The 1074-nt window shown below is 41.1% G+C and carries 2 protein-coding genes; both read right to left on the reverse strand.

What is annotated here, in order from left to right; genetic code table 11:
- A partial coding sequence (locus tag BVH04_RS10150; RefSeq protein WP_086541360.1) for an IS3 family transposase occupies positions 1-719 on the reverse strand: 719 nt, incomplete at its 3' end.
- Positions 716-1033: a transposase gene (locus BVH04_RS10155; protein ID WP_086541361.1), complete on the reverse strand. Its 318-nt coding sequence runs from the start codon at positions 1031-1033 to the stop codon at positions 716-718. The genes BVH04_RS10150 and BVH04_RS10155, both read right to left, overlap by 4 nt.
- Positions 1034-1074 lie beyond the last annotated feature (41 nt).

Raw genomic sequence — 1074 nt, forward strand, 5'->3', positions numbered from 1 at the left:
TGATAAATCATTTCCGACTTGATGATTTTGAAGAAGCTTTCCGCAACTGCATTATCCCAGCAGTTTCCTTTTCTGCTCATACTTTGGTTTACTTTATAAGTTTTCAGCTGGCTTCTAAATTCATTGCATGCGTATTGAATTCCCCTATCAGAGTGAAAAATCAGCTCAAATGGGTTTATCGGGCGGTTTCCCACCGCCATTTTGAAAGCCGCATTTACCGTACAAGAAGCCTCCATAGTCTCACTCATAGCCCATCCGATGATTTTTCTATCAAACAGATCCATGATAATGGTTAGGTATAGCCAACCTTGAAGTGTTCTCACATAGGTAAGGTCTGATACCCACTTTTTACCAGGTTCTGATGCTTTGAAATCTCTATTCAGCAGATTCTCAGATGGGGTGTGAGCGTGGTTGGAATCTGTAGTCATTACCCTGAACTTCTTGCAGATAATACTTTGGATTCCAAGTTGTTTCATCAGTTTAGCCACCCGAGGCCTTGATACTTGAAAACCACGATCTCTCAGTTCCATGGTGAGCTTGGGGCTGCCCAGTCTTCCGTTACTCAATTGATGTAACTCGTTAATCTCTGCTTTTAGCACTTCGTTTTCACAGGCTAATTTGGAGGGTTTACGGGTTAACCAGTCATAATAAGTACTTCTGGATACTTCGAAAACCTGACACATCTTCTCAACAGCAAATTGGCTATGATGGTCTTTCATGAACCTGAATATTTGTTGTCGCTCTTGGAGAAGATGCCTACGGCTTTTTTTAGGATATCTCGTTCAATCTGGGCGTCCTTCAACGCTTTCTTTAAATCACTAATCTCTTGTTGTTCAGCACTTAAAATACGCTTTCCGTTGCCAGCAAAACTCGAATCTTCCGAAGAAGAAAATTCTCTGCTCCAGCGTCGAACCATCTCCGAAGGAATGTCTAAATCACGGCTAATTTCCCGAGAAGATTTTCCGCTTTTGTGTAGTTCAACAACCATAAGCTTGAAGGCTTTGTCAAATGATCTCCTTTCTCTTTTATTCATTATCTCTAAGTTAAGGGGCTTAACTTACTGTCCAATCAAAT

Source organism: Algoriphagus antarcticus (assembly GCF_002150685.1).
Lineage (GTDB): Bacteria > Bacteroidota > Bacteroidia > Cytophagales > Cyclobacteriaceae > Algoriphagus > Algoriphagus antarcticus.